The organism is Mesorhizobium sp. WSM4307 (genome assembly GCF_007003945.1).
GTDB lineage: Bacteria > Pseudomonadota > Alphaproteobacteria > Rhizobiales > Rhizobiaceae > Mesorhizobium.
This window is the reverse complement of record NZ_VFTB01000001.1, coordinates 484,735-501,057: the sequence shown is the minus strand read 5'-3', so window position 1 is coordinate 501,057 and position 16,323 is coordinate 484,735. Positions and strand designations below refer to the sequence as shown.

Genomic DNA, 16,323 nt, shown 5'->3' with positions numbered 1-16,323 from the left:
CCCCGACGCAAAGCAAGACATCGGAGCGGAATGCCATCATTGCAGCGTCACCCCTTCGCGGTTGAGTTGCTGGCGGTATTTCTCGGCGTCCCAGTTCAGCAGTTCGGCGTTTTCCTTCGGACTGAGATAGTTGACGCGCGCAGCGCCATCGACGCGCGCGACGACGTCGGCCAGGCAACGCGCCATCGCTTCGGCGCCGGCATTGGCATCCCGGCGCATGAGCACACCCTTGCCGGGAAAGAGGATGGACGTCGGCGCGGCTGCAGTGCGGGCAACGACCGCCGCCGCGTCCTCGCCAGGGCCGGCGATCACCGAGCCGACGCCAAGGAAGATCACATGATCCGGGTAGAGGCTGCCGGAGGCGGCGATGCGGCAACTGGCGAGGTCGGTCGCAACGGCATGCGCGGCGGTCGAGGCCGGCAGCCGGTAGTTGCTGCCTGAGGCGAGCCTCAGCAGCGCATCGAGATCGGGCGTCGGAGCCGGGCGCGGCTGCCGTGCGAGCAGCCCGGTCACCCGTTGCAGCAGCAAGGCTGCCTCGGCGACCGTATCGGCGGCGACCACCAGGCCGTGATTGCCAAGCACGAGCACGTTGGCCGCGGGCTTCAGCCGCTCGGCGATCGCCTGCGCCAGCGGCAGGCCGGGTCGGCGATAGGGCACGAAGGCCCAGTCGAGGCCGCGCAGGCGCCCCTCCAGCAAGGCTTCGGCATTGGCCTGCACGGCGATCGAGATCGTCTCGACGCAATGGACGTGGACCACGATCTTCTGCGGCAGCAGCGCATGCACCGTCGTCTCGATGGAGGGCCGCAGCTGACGAGGGTTGAGGTCCGCCAGCGTGAACTGCCCCGCGGTCTCCGCCGCCGGGCTGCGATGCGCCACGGCATCGAGCAACGGCGCCAGCGCGACCGGCACCATGATCTCGTCGTCGCGCGCGTTCTTCAGCCACGTGCCCGACGCCTTTATCCACAGCACACCGGCCTGCTTGATGGAGGTGTTGCCGCCGGCACCCTGAACCAGCAACGGGTCGGCGCCGATGCTGGCCGACAAGGAGCGCAGCATGCGGAATTCCGCAGTGCCAGTATCGATGGAATGGACCATCAGCCTGCCCTCGCCAACCGGTTCGCGCACCAATGCTCGAAGGCCACCCTTTCCTCGGCGGACAGATGCAGGCCGTGCTTGGTGCGACGCTCGAGAATATCGGCTGACGTCACGGCCCATTCCCGGTCGAAGAGATAGGCGGCCTCGCGCTCGAAGAAATCCTTGCCGAAGCAGCGCCCGAGCTCATCGAGCGAACGCGCCGCGCCAACCAAAGCCCGTGTCCTGGTGCCGTAGAGCCGGCCGTAATGCTTCAGCAGAGATGCCGGCATCCAGGGATATTCGCCTCCGAGATCGCCGAGGAACTGTTCGAAATCGGCATTGGCGATATCGCCGCCGGGCAGATGCGCCTTCGCGGTCCAGGGCTTGCCCATTTTGGGAAAGAACGGCGCGATCCTGTCCAGCGCATGCTCGGCCAGTTTGCGGAAGGTGGTGATCTTGCCGCCGAAGACGGAGAGCAGCGGCGCCTGTGCGTCCGGCGCGTCGAGCTCGAAAATATAGTCGCGGGTCACGGCACTTGGGTTGTCGGCATTGTCGTCATAGAGCGGCCTGACGCCGGAGAACGAATAGACGACATCGCCGCGCCCAAGGCCGCGCTTGAAATAGCGGTTGACCACCTTGATCAGGTAATCGATCTCGCTCTCATCCGCCGCCACGTCCTCGGGCCGGCCCTCATAGGGAATGTCGGTGGTGCCGATCAGAGCGAGATCGTTCTGATATGGGTTGATGAAGATCACGCGCTTGTCGCTGTTCTGGATGAGATAGGCTTGCCGCCCCTCCCAGAATTTCGGCACGACGATGTGGCTGCCCTTGACCAGGCGTACGTTGCGCCTGGAGTTCTGGCCGGCAACGCGGTTGACGATGTCGTTGACCCAGGGGCCGGCGGCATTGATCAGCGCGCGCGCCCGAACCACCGTCCTGATACCCGTCCTGCCCTCCTGCATCTCGACAACCCACAGGCCGTTCTCGCGGCGGGCGGCGGTGCAGGCGGTCCGCGTGAAAACCCTGGCGCCCCGCTCCGCGGCGTCGAGCGCATTGATGACGACGAGGCGGGCATCGTCGACCCAGCAGTCAGAATATTCGAAGCCGCGCCGGAAGGCATCCTTGATCGGCGCGCCCTCGGGCGCGGTGCGCAGGTTGAGCGTTCGAGTCGCCGGCAGCCGCTTGCGGCCGCCGAGATGGTCGTAGAGGAACAGGCCGAGCCGCACCAGCCAGGCCGGCCTGTCGTCGGGGCTGTGCGGCAGCACGAAGCGCATCGGCCAGATGATGTGCGGCGCCGATTCCAGCAGCACCTCACGCTCGATCAGCGCCTCCCGCACCAGGCGGAACTCGTAATATTCGAGATAGCGCAGGCCGCCATGGACGAGCTTGCCCGAGCGCGAACTGGTGCCTTCGGCGAGATCGTCCTTTTCGCACAGGATGACGGAAAGGCCGCGGCCCGCTGCGTCGCGGGCGATGCCGGCGCCATTGACGCCGCCGCCGACAACGAAGAGGTCGACGATTTCAAGGCCGCCGTTCATGTCGCCGCAGCCTCGATGCCGGTTTCATGCGTCATGGCCACTGCCTCAGCACGGATTGACCGGAGGCAGGCCGGCGAGGTAGCGGCGCACCTCTTCGGCGGCCTGTTCGGCGGCATAGGTGACGGTGCGCACCGAAGCGCCGGCGATGTGCGGCGTCAGCGTCACGTTGGGAAGCAGCAGCAAGGGCCAGTCCGACGGCACCGGCTCGACGGCGAACGTCTCCAGCATGGCGCTGGCGATCTGCCCTGAAACCAGCGCCTCGTAGAGCGCGTCATAGTCGACCAGCGGCCCGCGCGCGGTGTTGATGAGAATCACGCCCGGTTTCATCAGCGCGATGGTGTCCTTGCCGATGAGGCCGCGCGTCTCCTCGGTCACCCGGGGATGCAGCGTGACCACGTCGGAGCGGACGAGCAGATTGTCCAGAGCGACGAGTTCGACACCGGCATTGCGGTCGTCGGCGCTCAACTGCACATAGGGGTCGCAAACCAGGACGCGGCAGCCGAAGGCGCGCAGCAGCCGAACGACCTTGGTGCCGATGTTGCCGTAGCCGATGACGCCGACGGTCATCTCACTGAGCTCGCGGCCGGTGCGGTCGGCGCGGTATAGGTCGCCGCGCCATTCGCCCTTGCGCAAGGCCTCGTGGCCGACCCGGATCAGCCGTGTCTCGGCCAGGATGGCGCCAAGGGTGAACTCGGCCACGGCACTCGCGTTGCGGCCGGGCACATTGACCACGGTGATGCCTTGCGCCTTGGCCGCCGCCATGTCGATGTTGATCGGTCCGCCGCGCGAGACCGCGACCAGTCTAAGCGTCGGCAAGCGCCGCATCATGGCCTCCGACAGGGGCGCCAGCTGGGTGACGAGGATCTCGGCATCGCCGATGAAATCAACGACCTCGTCGGGATGGCCGAAATACTCCTTGACCTTGTCGAGGCCGAGCGCCGGATCGCCGAATTCCATCGGTTCATCGGGCCAGGCCGTCTGCAATGTCCTGATATCCAGGTCGCCACGCGCGACCTTCTCGATTTCGGCGCGAAACACCTGCGGAAGCATGAAGTTGTCGCCAATGATCGCTATTTTCTTACGCATACTCGACTTCTCAATTTGCCTGCACTGAAGCCATCGCGCGCCAGACAGGCCGCAACGCCTGATGCGCCAACATGTAGGACGGGGTCATCTTGTCGTAGATCGCGGCGAGGTTCCGGTCGCTCGGCTCGGCCTCGCCCAGCAGCGGCGTCACCCATTCGCCGACGCACGCGTCCATGGACGGGTAGAGACCCACGCAGACCGCGGCGATCATCGCCGCGCCCGCGGCGCCCGCCTCCTCGCGCGCGCTGGTGCGGATATCGGCCCCCACCGCCGCCCCCAGGATCTTGCGCAGCGCCGGGCTTCTGGCGGCGCCGCCGGTGAGGCGGACTTCGCGCGGCAGCGGCCCCATGGCCGCGTAGCAGTCGCGTGCCGCGAACGCCAAGCCCTCGAAGACGGCGCGGACAAGGTCGGCATAGCCGTGCCGCGAGGAAATGCCGACGAAGCCGGCCCTGGCATTGGCATCGACGAATGGCCCCCGCTCACCGGCTTCCGACACATAGGGCTGATAGAGCAGCGAGGCCGGCTGCGCGGCCGCGATCCAGGCATCGACCAGCGCGATCATCTCGCCATTGCTGCGCGAAATGCCTTGCGAGGCGAGAATGCCCGAGGCGAGCCCAAGCACCCAATCGATGTTGAGCGTCGCCGCCATGTTGGATTGCATCTGCGCGAACACGCCGGGCGCCGGCATCGCCATCGTATAACCGGTCGCCGCTTCGTTCAGTTGCACGTCGTCAGGGGTTGCGGCCAGCCGCATATGCATGCCGGTGGAACCGATGATCGAGCAGCCGGGCTTGCGCTCGCGGTCGAGCAGGCCGGCGCCGAGCGCGGTGCAGACGACGTCGACATAGCCGAGCACGACCGGCGTGCCAGCCAGCATGCCGGTGGCATCGGCTGCTGCCTGCGACAGTGCGGTGCTGTGCCTGGTGCCATCGACGATCGGCGGCAGCAGATGTCTCAGATCGGTGACGCCGAGCACGTCGAGCACATCGTCGCTGTAGTCGCGGGTGTGGAAATCGCCGAAAGTGAAGGTGCCCTCGGACGGATCGGTGGCGCGTTCACCGGTCAGCTTGAAATAGAGCCAGTCCTTGCAATGGAATGCCGTTGCCGCCTTACCAAGCATTTCGGGCATGGCGCGCTTCATGAAGACGAATTGCGAACCCTGCTGGCAGGCGGCGAGCCCGCTGCCGGTCTTCTCGAAGCGAAGCCGGTCCTCGGGCCGCGCGCGGATTTCCTCGACGATGGCCGCGGCGCGCGCGTCGAGCCAGAGCCAGCCTTTGGCGACCGGCTCGCCCTTGTCGTCGATCAGCCAGGTGCCGTCGCCCTGTCCAGTGACTGCTATCGCCACCGTCCGGTTGGCCAGATTGGGCACTTTGTCGGCGAGCTGTCGCAAGGTCGTGGCGGCATCGCTCCATGTGCGCGCCAGATCCTGTTCGGCGCCGCCGCCCGGCAGCGTTTCATAGTGGTTGGGCAACGCGGCGGCGGCAATCTGCCGGCCCGACGTGTCGAAGGCGATGGATTTGATGACGGAGGTGCCGGCGTCGATGCCGATCAGGATGTCGCGCATCAGGCAAGCTCCATGCCGTGCGAGATCGCCTTGCCGCTCGCCAGGTCGAAGACATGCAGGTTTTTCGGATCGATGGTGACATTGATCGGCGCACCCAGATCGAGGCGGGTGCGGTCGTGTTCGACCAGGACCAGCGAACCGCCGGCGAAGTCGGCGGCGATGTGGGTCTGGTCGCCGAGCCATTGGTTGGCCGAGACCCTGGCGGGAACACCCTCCTTCGAGCGTCGGACCGCGTAAGGCCTGATGCCGATAACCACCCGCTCGCGACTGAGCAATTGATCGCGAACCGGAGCGCTGAAGGCGTCCTTGTCGTAGTCGAGCGACAGGCCGTCGGGCAGCTTGAGATTGATGCGGCCGGCGGCGGTTGCGACATAGGCCTCGAAGACGTTCATCGGCGGCTCGCCGACGAAGGTGCCGGTGAACAGGTTCGCCGGGCGTTCCTTGATCTGGTCCGGCGTGTCGAACTGCTGCAGCACGCCGCCTTCCATCACCGCGATGCGGTCGGCAAGCGCATTGGCTTCGGTCTGATCGTGAGTGACCAGGATCGCGGTCAGGCCGCGCTCCTTGATGAAGTGCTTGATACGGCCGCGCAGCACGGCGCGAAGCTGCGGTTCGAGCTGTCCCATCGGCTCGTCCAGCAGATGCAGGTCGGCCTCGCGGATCAGTGCCCGTCCAAGGCTGGCGCGTTGCTGCTGGCCGCCGGAAATCGAACTCGGATAGCGCTCCAATATGTCCTCGATCTCGAGCAATTTGGCGATGCTGGCGACCTTGGCGTCGACCTCGCTTTTCGGCAGCCGGGCAGCCTTGAGCGCAAAGGCCATATTCTCGCGCACGGTCAGCGGTGGATAGAGCGAATAGCCTTCGAAGGCCATCGCCACATTGCGCTTGACCGGCGGCAAGGTGTGCACCCGACGGCCACCGACCGAGATGGCGCCGCGCGACACCTCCTCGAAACCGGCAATCATGCGCAGCGTCGACGTCTTGCCGCAGCCGGACGAGCCAAGCAGGGCGACGATCTCGCCCTTGCCGATTTCCATCGTCAGGTTCTTGACCGCATGCACGCCGCGATCGATCGGGCCGTAAAATTTGTCGACACCTGAAATGGTGAGCGCGCTCTGGCTCATGCGGCTTCTCCATTGCGCAAGGTGACGACGTTCTTCGAACCGAGGCGGTCGCCGCTGGCGTGATCGAACAGCAAGGCGCTCTTGCCGTCGACGGCGATATGGACCTTGCCCTCGCTGCGGCCCGGCGTTCCGGCCGGGCGCGAGACCAGGATCTCGCGGCCGCGCACGGTGCGCACAAGCGTGACGATCTTTTCGTTGAGCGGCGTCTCGGCCTCGACCGTCACCGGGATGGCGCCCGGGATACCCTCCTCGACGAAGCTCAGCGCTTCCGGCCGCAAACCGATGACGCAATCGCGGCCGACCGCCGCGTCGTAAGCGCCGGCCAGATGGACCTGGACGTTGGACAGGCCGACATAGATCCCCCTGGTATCCCGCGCGGGCTTCACGTCGAGCAGATTGATGGTGGGGTCGCCGAACAGCCGCGCGATCTCGATATTGGCCGGTTCGCGATAGATCTGCTCGGGCGTGCCGAGCTGCCGGATGACGCCCTGTGACATGACGGCAATGCGATCGCCGAGTGCCATGGCTTCCTTGTAATCCTGGGTGACGTAGACGACGGTGGCGCCGCGATCGGCAAGCAGGCGCGGCAGTTCGAGCCGCATCTCGAAACGCAGCTTGGCGTCGACATTGCGCAAGGGGTCGTCGAGCAACAGCAGCGGCGGCGAACCGACCAGCGCACGGGCAAGCGCGGTGCGCTGCTTCTGGCCGTTGGAAAGCGCGCGCGGCTTGTGCGAGAGCACATGGGCGATCTTCAACAGCTTGGCGACGCTTTCGACGCCGGCCTTGATGGCGCCTGGCGAGGACCGCTTGGCCTCCAGAGGCGTTGCGATGTTGTCGAACGCACTCATATGCGGAAACAGCGCGAAATTCTGGAACGCCATGCCGACGCCACGGAATTCCGCGTCGACATCGGTCATGTCGTCGCCGCCGATGAAGATCTTGCCCTCATCCGGATCGATGACGCCGGCGACCAGGCGCAGCAGCACCGTCTTGCCGGCGCCGGACGGGCCGAACAGGACAAGGGTCTCGCCGTCGGCAACCGTCAGCGACAGATTGTCGAGGACGGTCTGGCTCTTGTAGCGCTTGACGATGTTTTTGAGTTCGAGGCTGGCCATGTCTATCCTTTCACCGCGCCAAGCGAGAGGCCTTCGACGAGATAGCGCTGCGCATAGAGGGCGAGCGCCAGCGTCGGTGTGATCGAGAGCACGATGGCCGCCGAGATCTGGCCGTACTGGATGCCGGAGGAGGTGATGAAGGCAAGCGCGCCGACCGTCACCGGCTGCTTGTCGGCCGAGGCCAGCACCAGCGCGAAGACGAAATTGTTCCAAGCGAAGATGAAGGCGAGCAGGCCGGCGGCGGCGATGCCGGGACCGGCGAGCGGCAGCGCGATCTTGCGGAAGGTGGCGAACCAGGAATGGCCGCCGATGCGGTAGGCATATTCGATGTCGGCCGGAATATCCTCGAAATAGCCGCGCACGATCCACAGGATTAGCGGCAGGCAGATCAGCTGGTAGACCCAGATCAGGCCGACATAGGTGTTGGCGAGCCCGAGCTTCTGGAAATAGAGGGTGAGCGGCAGCAGCACCAGCAGCGCCGGCGCGAATTTGAACGACAGCAGTGTGAAGGCGATGTCCTCCGAGCCTCGGAATTTGTGGCGCGCGAAGGCATAGGCCGCCGGCACGCCGAGAAGCAGCGAGACCGCGACCGAGGTCACCGACAGGAACACCGAATTCCAGAGGTTGCGCATGAAGGCGATGTCGAGCGTGCCGGCGGCGGTCATCAGCTTGCCGGTGACCAGCGCGGTGTAGTTGGCGAGCGTCGGCTCGAAGATCAGCTGCGGCGGGATGCGCAGGATCGTCTCGTTGGTCTGGAACGACATCATGAAGATCCAGACGATCGGGAACATGAAGAAGATCACGACCAGCGTCAGGGCTATGCCGCGCAGGATGCGCTCGAGAAGCGAGGTGTGTTCCATCCCGGCCTCCTATGCCTGGCCACGGGCGCGTTCGCGCAGCCTGAGCCAGTTCTTGATGAAGATGTTGGAGAGGAAATAGGTGATCGCCCACAGGATGATCATCAGCGCCGCCGAGCGGCCGACATTTGTCGACTGGAAGAAGTTGAGATAGGCCTCGACCTGGAAGACGGTCAGCGTGTCGCCCGGCCCGCCTTGTGTCATCGCATAGATGATATCGAACTGCTGGATGGAATCGAGCAGCCGGAACAAAGTCGCCGTCAGGATGTAGGGCGTCAGCATCGGCAGTGTGATGCGGAAGAAGACGAAGCTTCGCGGCACGCCATCGAGCGCGGCCGCTTCGAAGGGCTGCGTCGGCAGGCTGCGCAGGCCCGCGAGCAGCAGGATCATGATGAAGGGCGTGTAGACCCAGATATCGACCAGCACCACCGTGAACAGCGCCGTCGACGGCGACGACGCCCAGCGGAAATCCTGCAGGCCGATGAGGCTGGCGACATAGCTGAGCACGCCGAAGCCGGGATTGGTCATCAGCTTCCACATCAGCGCGGCAAGTGCGGGCGCCGTCATCAGCGGCATCAACAGCATGATCGAGATGAAGTTGTTCAGCGTCGAGCGCTTCTGCAGCAGCAAGGCGATGGCGAGGCCGAGAAGCAGTTCCAGCACGACTGTGGTGCCGGCATAGAGCAGCGACACCTTGAGCGTGTTCCAGAATTTCGGGTCGGTGAAGAAGGAGATGTAGTTGTCGCCCCAGTTGAACTGCCGCGCCCAAGGCTGGCTCAGCCGATAGCGCTGGAAGGAATAGACGACCGAGGTGAGGAACGGGATCAGGATGCCGATGCAGACGAGCAACGCCGGCAGGCTGAGCACATAGGGCAGCACCCGCTTGCTGATCCTGAAGCCGGATGGCTTGGGCCTTTGCGATACCACCGCAGTCATCGAGTTGCTCCGTTGTTGCTGTCGCTTCGCCCTGCCGGCCGCCCAAGGGAGCAAGGCGACCGGTGGGGCGAATGGCGGCCACCTTCCGGCACCGCATCGCAAACGTGAAAAGGCGTGATGAGGGCCGGCCGGCCAGGCAGGCCGGCCCTCGTTGCGACTTAGCCGAGCCCGGCTTCCTTGAGCTGGCCGTTGATGCTTTCGGCGAGCTTGTCGAGGCCCTCGTCGACCGGCACTTCCTTGGCCACCATCTTCTGCAGCGTCGCCGCCCATTCGGTGGTGAGATCGAAAAACAGCGGCTGAGCGGTGAACTTGATCGAGGCGCCCGGCGCCGAGGCGTCGAACATCTCGACATAACCGGGATAGCTCTTGTTCAGCTTTTCGCGGAACATCTCGTCCTTCCAGACCGACTGGCGGACCGGATTGACGAAGTCCATCTTGGTCGCGCCGAACAGCCCATGCTCCGGCCCGGAGGCCCATTGCATGAAATACCAGGTGGCGTCCTTGTCCTTCGAGAAATTGGACATCGCCAGCGACCAGATCCAGATGTTGGGTGTCGCCGCCTTGGCTGCCGGGTTGGCCTTGAAGCTTGCGAAGGCGAGCTTGCCGGCCATCTTGTTGTCGCCGCCGTTCATGAAGTAACCGAGGATATCGGCGTCGAAGATCATCGCCGAGGCGCCGGCACCGAGATCGGTGCCGACCTGATACCAGGTGTAGGTCGACCAGTCCTTGGGGCCGCTCTCCTGGATCATCTGAACCCACTGCTTGTGGAAAGCCTTGGACTGGGTGGTGTTCATAGCGGCCGACAATTTGCCGTCCGCCGAAACGTTGAGGTCCTTCTGGTCAAAATTGGCGTAGGCCGACAGGAAGCCCGGATGGATCGTCGCCCAGGAACGCGAGCCACGCACGCCGATGCCATAGACGCCGCCACCGACATCCTTGGTGAGCTTGGCCGCCGCGGCAACCATCTCGTCCATGTTGCCGGGAATGGTGACGCCGGCCTTGTCGAACATCGCCTTGTTGTAGGTGATGTTGTTCTGTTCGAAGCCCCACGGAATGCACCACTGCTTTGCATCATCCGAACCCAGCGCGCCGCCCGGCTTGCCATTCCAGGCACAGGAATTCTTGACGCCGGGCAGGAAGTCGTCCCAGGCATAGTTCGGGTTGGTCTTGGCCGGATCCTTGATCCATTCATTGAGGTCGGTGATCCAGCCGGCAGGGCCATAGGTCCAGGTCATGTAGGCGCCGGTCATGAAGGCATCGTATTCGGGCGAGCTTGCCGAAAGGGCTGCCGTGACCTTGTCGAAATAGACGTCTTCCGGGAACACGTCATAGACGACGTTCATGCCGGTCAGCTTCTTGAAGTTTTCGAGATCGGCGATCATCGCATCGGCATAGGGATGCTTGTTGAGCAGGAGCTTGATGGTCTTGCCCTTATGCGCCTGCCAGTCGAAGTCGGCGGCAAGCGCGCGGGTCTGCCCAAGATTGAGCAGCGTGCCGGCGGTGCCGGCGGCAAGGCCCATGGCACCGAGGCCCTTGATCAGCCCGCGACGGTCGACTTGTCCGCGCAGGAAGGCATCAATGAGGTCTTTCTCTTTCTCATGCATTTCGTCTTCTCCTCCACAGGGTAGTTTCAACTGAAACTGATGCCGGCTACCCGACCGGCGTCTCTTCCACGAGCGATCGCGCCGTCCGCTCGTCTGTTATCAAGCCCTTGAGATAGCGGCCTTCGAGCACCGACTTGATGGCGCGAACCTTGATCTTGCCGCCGGCGACGGCGACGATCCGGCGGCTGGCAATGTCCTCGCGCGTCAAGGCCAGCGCCCGGTCGGAAACGGTCGTCGCCACCGCCTTGCCGGCCTCATCGAAGAAATGGCCGAGCAATTCGCCGACGCCGCCATTGCGGCGGATCTCCTCCATCTCGCCCTTTTCGATCATGCCGGTGGCAACCAGCGACGCCTCGCGTTCGGCGGTGCCGATGCCAGCGAACAACAGGTCGGCGGAGCGCGCGAGATCGAAGACCTCGCTGATGCCCTTCTGCCCGAGCAGGACGGTGCGGTCCTCGGCCGTGTTGGCGAACATCGGCACCGGCATGACATAGGCTTCGGCGCCCGTGCGTTCGGCCAGGCGGTGGATGACGTCATGCGGGTTGGCCGAGAATTTGCGCGTCAGGCCGCCCAGCAGCGAGACGAAGCGGATCTTGTCGGTCGAGGTGCGCGGCAGATATTCCACGCAGGCGGCAAGCGTGCGGCCATGGCCGACGCCGATCAGCGCTTCCTCGCCGCGCTCGATCTCGCGCTTGAGGAACTGCGCGCCGGCAATGCCGAGCGCCTTGAGCGGCAGATCCTCGGAATCGAAGTCCGGAACCACCTCGCAATAATCGAGGCCGTAGCGGCGGGACAGTTCATCCTCGAGCTCGACGCATTCCGACACTTCGCCGTCGATATAGACCTTCACCAGCCCTTCCTGGTTGGCCTTGGTGATGAGGCGATGGGCCTTGAGGCTGGTCAGCCCCAGCCGCTTGGCGACCTCGGACTGGGTCAGGCCGCCGGCATAGTGAAGCCACGCGGCACGCGTCGCCATGCTGGTTTCGTCGTCGCGCAGGAGGCCGTTGCCGAACCCTACCATTTCCACCCTATGATATTTTTATCAATTGCTGCAAAATTTTTCACAAGGCTTCGCCGGAGTCAAGCGCCGCCGTTCAAATCGCGCGGCGGCGTGGTCGATGGGCCGCGCGTTCGGCTGGAACCTCCGGGGGGCAAAACGGTTCTTCAGTTGAGGTTCAGGGTCGCAGCGCCGGCCGGAAGGAGCACGTCATGAGCAAGGATCGCGGCAGGCAGGGACCGGTTTTTTCCGGACAGGACGCAAGGCAGGGCGAAATCATCCTGCGCACCCGCGCGCAGCGAATCATCTTCATCGCCGGCCTGGTCGGTATCGTTGTCCTGGCACTGGTGCTGGGTTTCGCCGTCCGGTGACCGACACGCCAGGCTCGCCCCGAGGGCGTGAAGCATAGCGCCGCGAGGAACCATCGGTGCCGGGCGGTGTTGAAAATCCCGGGAATGGGGGGCGGAGCACGGAACGATGTTCGAACCGCTTTGCTGCGATATGCCGCTTCATCCGACCTGGCCCGATCTCGTCGCACGCCTCCTGCTTGTGCTGGCGGCAGGTTTCTTGATCGGTCTGAACAGGGAAGCGCGCGGCCACACCGCAGGGCTTCGGACGACCATCCTGGTCGGGCTTGCCGCCGCGGTTGCCATGATCCAGGCCAACTTGCTGCTCGATACGATGGGCAAGGGAGCGGACTCCTTCGCTCGCATGGATGTGTTGCGTTTTCCGCTTGGCGTGCTGACCGGCGTCGGCTTCATCGGCGGCGGCGCCATCCTCCGGCGCGGCGATCTCGTGACCGGCGTCACCACCGCCGCCACGATGTGGATCATGACGATGATCGGGCTTGCGTTTGGCGGCGGCCAGTTCGGCCTTGCCGCAATCACGACGCTGCTGACCCTGGTGACGCTTCAGGCGCTGAAATGGGTCGACCTCCGGATCCCGCGCGACCACCATGCGGTCCTGTCTGTCTCCTGGGCGAAGGAATCCCCGCCCGACCTTCAGGAGATGGTGCGCCCGCTTGGCTATGACGCGCGCCTTTCGATGATGGAGCACGACGCCGACCGCGACCGCTTCATCTACTCGTTCAATCTCGAATGGAAGCAGCCCGACGCGATCGAACCGTCGACGGAAATCCTGGCGCTGGTCGCCCGGCAATGCGAGATCGAACGGTTTGAGTTGATCGGCGAGAAAGCGTCCTGAAGAGGCGGCCAGCGCACTTACGCACCACGCAGGAACTCGATCACCATCGCCGCCGTCCATGTGAAACGGCCGCCGCCGAGCGGCTCGCCGGTCAGCGGATCGTAGTATTCGGCAAAGCCGCTTTCCCGGATCAGATCGAGGCTGGACTGAGTGATGCGCCGCGCCACTTGGCCGTGGCCGGCGGCGGTAAGCCCATCTGATATCATGTAGTTGACCACCAGCCAGACCGGACCGCGCCAATAGCGCTTGGCGTCGAAGCGCGGATCGCCTGGATCATGCGACGGCACGACATAGCGTGCCTTGCCGGCAAGCCGTTCGACGGTTGCGGCGATTGCGGCGGCACGAGGCTTGGGGATGGCCGCGAAGGCCGGAAGGAGGCCGCCCACCGACGCGCTGTCGATCAAATCGCCGGTGACGCGGTCGAGGCAGAGGTATTGGCCACGCGCCTCGCTCCACAGCCGCTCCATGGCCGCCAGGCCCTTTTGCGCGCGAGCACGGTTGGCGGCGGCAATTTCGGTCTCGCCGAGCGCCTCGGCGAGATCGGCAAGATCGGTCGCGGCACGGATCAGGATGGCGTTGAAGCCGGGATCGACGACCTGGAAGGGCGAGGCGTCATGCAGCCTGGCATTGTCCCAGGCAAGCCCGCGAAAGTGCTGCACCAGCCAGATGTAGCGGTCATACTGCTCGCGCGTTGGCCGATGCGCCGGGTCGGCGTGCAAGGTGTCGCGGCGCGTATAGGGCTCGACGCCGTCGGTCGGCACGCGCTCGAAGGCATCGTCCCAGTCAATGGAATTGTCGCGGCCGGACTCCCAGGGATGGATGATGGCGACCAGCCCCTCCCCCTTGGGGTCGCGGTTCTCATAGAACCAGCGGTGCCAGGCATCGATCTTCGGCAGCAATGCGCGAGCCCGCTCCGCCGCCAGTTTCTTGTCGTTCGCCCGGTCGAACAGCCGGCGCGCGGCAAAGCCGGCGACCGCCGGCTGGGTGATGCCGGATGTCGCTGTCGGACGGCCAGTCCGCCAGACTTCGGGGCCGGGAAAATAGCCGTCGTTCCAGACATGAAAGACGATGTGCGGCACCATGCCGTCCGGCCACTGATGCGCGAACAAGGTCTCCATCTCGGTCCAGGCCCGCGCCTCGTCGTAATGGGCAAGGCCGAGCGCGGTCAGGCAGGAATCCCAATTCCACTGGAACGGGTAGAGATCCTTTGTCGGGATGGTGTAGGCGCCATGGTCGTTCTCCCTGAGCACCTCGACGGCGCGGGCGATGATGTCGGCATTGGCAGAAGAAGTCATGGGCGTTTCAGGGCTTTCGGTGTCAAAGGGCATTGGTGGTTTCGGGATCGAACCAGCGGATGCGGTCGGGTTTGGGCGCCAGGCGCAGATCGTCGCCGACCTGAACGCTGGCGTTGGAGTCCAGGATGGCGCGGAACAGGCCGCCCTCGACATCGCAGGTGACCAGCGTGTGCGGCCCGAGCGGCTCGATGACGCGCACCGTGGCGTGCAAACCCTCGGCGCCCGCGTCGACATCCTCGGGACGGATGGCGAATTCGAGCTTCTGCTTATCTAAGCTGGGACCTGGCAGCGTCAGCCCGGCAACGGTCCAGCTGCCGTTCGCGGCCTTGGTCGCCGGGATAAAATTCATCGGCGGATTGCCGATGAAGGAGCCGACGAAACGCGCGGCCGGATTGCGGTAGACCTCGACCGGCGAGGCCGCCTGGACGATGCGGCCCTGATGCATGACGGCGATGCGGTCGGCGAGGCTCATCGCCTCGACCTGGTCGTGGGTGACATAGATGGTGGTGGTCTTCGATGCCGCCAGCACGCCCTTGAGTTCGGCGCGCATTTCCAGCCGCAGCAGCGCGTCGAGGTTCGACAGCGGCTCGTCCATCAGGATGACGTCGGGCTCCATGGCGAGCGCGCGGGCGACCGCGACACGCTGGCGCTGGCCGCCGGACAATTGGCCGGAATAGCGCTTCAGCAATTGCTCGATGTGCATGAGTTCGGCGGTGCGGTTGACGCGGCGCTCGACCTCCCGCTGCGGTAATTTCTTCATGCGCAGGCCGAAGGCGATGTTCTCGAACACGGTCAGATGCGGAAAGACCGCATAGTTCTGGAACACCATGGCGATGCCGCGCTCACGTGGCGGCAGATGGTCGACGCGGCGCCCACCGATCCACACCTCGCCCTGGCTTGGGCGTTCCAGCCCGGCGACAATCCTGAGCAACGTGGTTTTGCCGCAGCCCGACGCGCCGAGCAGCACCATGAATTCCTGGTCAGATATTGTGAGGTCGACCTGATGCAGCGCGGTGAAGCCGCCGAAGCGCTTGGCCACGCCCTTGATCGCGATTTCAGCCATGGGCCGTCTCCGTGTAACGCATCATCGGTTGGCGATCCCCCACATGGCGAAAAGGTATTTGCGGACGGCGAAGATGAAGATCAGCGCCGGCACGACCAGCGCCGCCCCGCCGGCGAATTTGAGGTAGAGCGGCGACTCGCCAAGGCTCTGCAGCAGGAAGGCGGTCAGCGTACGGTTTTCGATGGTGAGCACGGCAGCCGCGAACACCTCGTTCCAGGAGATGGTGAAGGCAAATACCGCCGATGCGGCTATGCCCGGCAGCGCCAGCGGCAGGATCACCTTGCGGAAGGCCTGCCAGCGCGTGCAGCCGAGCGTCCAGGCTGCTTCCTCCAGCTCAACGGGAATGCCCGAAAACAGCGAGAAGGTGATCAGCACGGCGAACGGCAGCGCCAGTGTGGTGTGCACCAGCGCCAGCCCGATGGCGGTGTCGTCGAGGCCGGTGCGGATGAACATCACCGCCAGCGGCAGCGCCAGAAGCGGCAGCGGGAAGGCCCTGGTCATCAGCACCAGGAAGCGGAAGCTGCCCTTCCCTGGAAAATCGAAGCGCGACAGCGCGTAACCGGCCGGCGCGCCGAAACCGATGGCCAGGATCATCGTCAGCGTGGCGACGAGCACCGAATTCCACAGCGCCCTGGCAACGCCGGCGAAATTGATGAAGAACGAGAGGCTGCCGAGATCGAAGGACGGGAAGAAGCGCTTTGGGAAAGCCGTCACCTGATCGGGCGACGACAGCGCGTTGACGATCAGCAGATAGATCGGCAACAGCACCCAGACGCCAAGCAGGATGGCGGTGGCGAACAGCAGCCAGTCGCCGGCCTTGCGTGCGTCGGCGACGGCTGCGACCGGCGTCTCTGCAACGGCGCTCAT

The 16,323-nt window shown here is 64.8% G+C and carries 15 protein-coding genes; 2 read left to right on the top strand and 13 right to left on the bottom strand.

The window, feature by feature from the left end; translation table 11 throughout:
* Window positions 1-36: 36 nt before the first annotated feature.
* The 10 genes from FJV83_RS02270 to FJV83_RS02225 form a co-directional block, all read right to left on the bottom strand.
* The gene (locus FJV83_RS02270; protein ID WP_185973308.1) at window positions 37-1,095 is read right to left on the bottom strand and encodes a class II aldolase; all 1,059 of its coding nucleotides are present in this window, start codon (window positions 1,093-1,095) and stop codon (window positions 37-39) included.
* Window positions 1,095-2,612, bottom strand: a complete 1,518-nt coding sequence (locus FJV83_RS02265) for a glycerol-3-phosphate dehydrogenase (protein WP_095791233.1) — start codon at window positions 2,610-2,612, stop codon at window positions 1,095-1,097. The genes FJV83_RS02270 and FJV83_RS02265 overlap by 1 nt, the downstream gene beginning before the upstream one ends.
* 45 nt (window positions 2,613-2,657) lie before the next feature.
* Window positions 2,658-3,698 (bottom strand): 2-hydroxyacid dehydrogenase, encoded by a 1,041-nt coding sequence (locus FJV83_RS02260; RefSeq protein ID WP_095786706.1) that lies wholly within the window; start codon window positions 3,696-3,698, stop codon window positions 2,658-2,660.
* A 10-nt stretch (window positions 3,699-3,708) separates the two neighbouring features.
* Entirely contained in the window at window positions 3,709-5,262 is a 1,554-nt protein-coding gene (locus tag FJV83_RS02255; RefSeq protein ID WP_095771168.1) for an FGGY-family carbohydrate kinase, read from the bottom strand.
* Window positions 5,262-6,386 (bottom strand): ABC transporter ATP-binding protein, encoded by a 1,125-nt coding sequence (locus FJV83_RS02250; protein WP_142884938.1) that lies wholly within the window; start codon window positions 6,384-6,386, stop codon window positions 5,262-5,264. Before FJV83_RS02250 ends, FJV83_RS02255 begins: the two co-directional genes overlap by 1 nt.
* Complete coding sequence (locus FJV83_RS02245) at window positions 6,383-7,501, bottom strand: ABC transporter ATP-binding protein (protein WP_095771170.1); 1,119 nt, start codon at window positions 7,499-7,501, stop codon at window positions 6,383-6,385. The genes FJV83_RS02250 and FJV83_RS02245 overlap by 4 nt, the downstream gene beginning before the upstream one ends.
* A 2-nt stretch (window positions 7,502-7,503) precedes the next feature.
* Window positions 7,504-8,361, bottom strand: a complete 858-nt coding sequence (locus FJV83_RS02240; RefSeq protein WP_095771171.1) for a carbohydrate ABC transporter permease — start codon at window positions 8,359-8,361, stop codon at window positions 7,504-7,506.
* A gap of 9 nt (window positions 8,362-8,370) precedes the next feature.
* Window positions 8,371-9,294, bottom strand: coding sequence for a sugar ABC transporter permease (locus tag FJV83_RS02235; RefSeq protein WP_095771172.1), 924 nt, complete (start codon window positions 9,292-9,294; stop codon window positions 8,371-8,373).
* A 158-nt stretch (window positions 9,295-9,452) separates the two neighbouring features.
* On the bottom strand, window positions 9,453-10,898 hold the full coding sequence (locus FJV83_RS02230) for an extracellular solute-binding protein (RefSeq protein ID WP_095771173.1): 1,446 nt from the start codon (window positions 10,896-10,898) through the stop codon (window positions 9,453-9,455).
* Between the two features lie 46 nt (window positions 10,899-10,944).
* Window positions 10,945-11,919 carry a sugar-binding transcriptional regulator gene (locus FJV83_RS02225; RefSeq protein ID WP_095198847.1) on the bottom strand — a complete coding sequence of 325 codons (975 nt, stop codon included), beginning with the start codon at window positions 11,917-11,919 and terminating at the stop codon, window positions 10,945-10,947.
* Between the two features lie 188 nt (window positions 11,920-12,107).
* Here FJV83_RS02225 and FJV83_RS02220 point away from each other — a divergent pair, with 188 nt between their 5' ends.
* Together FJV83_RS02220 and FJV83_RS02215 are read left to right on the top strand one after the other, a co-directional pair.
* Window positions 12,108-12,266, top strand: a complete 159-nt coding sequence (locus tag FJV83_RS02220; RefSeq protein WP_095771174.1) for a peptide ABC transporter permease — start codon at window positions 12,108-12,110, stop codon at window positions 12,264-12,266.
* 106 nt (window positions 12,267-12,372) lie between these two features.
* Complete coding sequence (locus tag FJV83_RS02215) at window positions 12,373-13,098, top strand: MgtC/SapB family protein (protein WP_095786709.1); 726 nt, start codon at window positions 12,373-12,375, stop codon at window positions 13,096-13,098.
* A 17-nt stretch (window positions 13,099-13,115) separates the two neighbouring features.
* Here FJV83_RS02215 and FJV83_RS02210 read toward each other — a convergent pair whose 3' ends face one another.
* Genes FJV83_RS02210 through FJV83_RS02200 form a run of 3 tightly spaced genes read right to left on the bottom strand, consistent with a single transcriptional unit; the run spans window position 13,116 to window position 16,323 of the window.
* The gene (locus FJV83_RS02210; protein ID WP_142884937.1) at window positions 13,116-14,393 is read right to left on the bottom strand and encodes a trehalase family glycosidase; all 1,278 of its coding nucleotides are present in this window, start codon (window positions 14,391-14,393) and stop codon (window positions 13,116-13,118) included.
* 22 nt (window positions 14,394-14,415) lie between these two features.
* A complete protein-coding gene (locus FJV83_RS02205) occupies window positions 14,416-15,456 on the bottom strand; it encodes an ABC transporter ATP-binding protein (RefSeq protein WP_142884936.1) in 1,041 nt (346 codons plus the stop codon).
* A 21-nt stretch (window positions 15,457-15,477) separates the two neighbouring features.
* Window positions 15,478-16,323 carry a carbohydrate ABC transporter permease gene (locus tag FJV83_RS02200; protein ID WP_142884935.1) on the bottom strand — a complete coding sequence of 282 codons (846 nt, stop codon included), beginning with the start codon at window positions 16,321-16,323 and terminating at the stop codon, window positions 15,478-15,480.